This is a genomic window from Luedemannella helvata (genome assembly GCF_039528415.1).
Taxonomy (GTDB): domain Bacteria; phylum Actinomycetota; class Actinomycetes; order Mycobacteriales; family Micromonosporaceae; genus Luedemannella; species Luedemannella helvata.
The window spans coordinates 1-810 of sequence record NZ_BAAALS010000084.1 but is presented as its reverse complement, the minus strand read 5'-3'; the positions used below and the strand labels follow the sequence as shown (position 1 = coordinate 810).

Here is an 810-nt window from a genome sequence, read left to right as displayed (position 1 = left end):
TCCGCCATGAGCGGCCCCCCCAGGAAGTACCGGTACACATCGCCCGGCGGAAGCGAGTCCGTCCTCAAGCTGAGCACGGAGGATGCCGAACGTCACGGCCTGTCCGATGAGGATCTCGTCGAATCGGGCAGCGGCGCGAAGGCGGCGTCCCCCGAACCGAACAAGGCGCGCGCCGCCGCTGCCAACAAGGCGCGTGCGCCTCGAGGCAAGGGCGGTGCGGGTGGTGGCGACTGACACACCGCTGGCCGACCCTGCTGCCCTGGCCGTATGGCTGCGCGTGCCGGCCGACGATCCCCTCCTGCTCGCCGCGCTCACCTCCGCATCGAATCGCTTCCGTGGCGAAGTGGGTCACGAGGTCTCCCTTGTCGAGAACGAGCAGGTCACCCTTGACGGCAACGGGCGCGAGTCCGTTCTCCTCCCGGTGTGGCCGACGGTCGGCGTGTCGGAGGTTCTCCTCGACGGCGAGGAGCTCGTCGAGGGCACCGACTACGACTGGTCCGAGGCGGGCTTCCTGCGCCGTCTGGGCTGCCAGTACTGGCCGGCCCGCCTGCGCTGCATCCAAGTCACCTACAGCCACGGCTGGGCGCAGACTCCCTCCGACATCCAGGAGGCCGTCATCGAGCAGGCGCGCGCCGGCTACGGCGGTCAGCCCGGCTTGAAGTCGAAGGCGGTCGGCGGGCAGTCCGTCACCTGGGAGACCGGCGTGACCAGCCAGTGGTCGAAGGCGGTCGAGCGTCACCAGGTGCAGACCGGGAGCGACGCGTGATGTTCAACCAGTCGCTGGTGCGCGTGCGCGCGGGCACGCGCCCG

Annotated in this window: 2 protein-coding genes; both read left to right on the top strand. The window is 70.4% G+C overall.

Features of this window, described 5'->3' with window-relative positions; genetic code table 11:
- A partial coding sequence (locus ABD191_RS28735; protein WP_344089032.1) for a hypothetical protein occupies positions 1-234 on the top strand: 234 nt, incomplete at its 5' end.
- Entirely contained in the window at positions 224-766 is a 543-nt protein-coding gene (locus tag ABD191_RS28730) for a hypothetical protein (RefSeq protein WP_030901009.1), read from the top strand. The genes ABD191_RS28735 and ABD191_RS28730, both read left to right, overlap by 11 nt.
- The last annotated feature ends 44 nt before the right edge of the window (positions 767-810 follow it).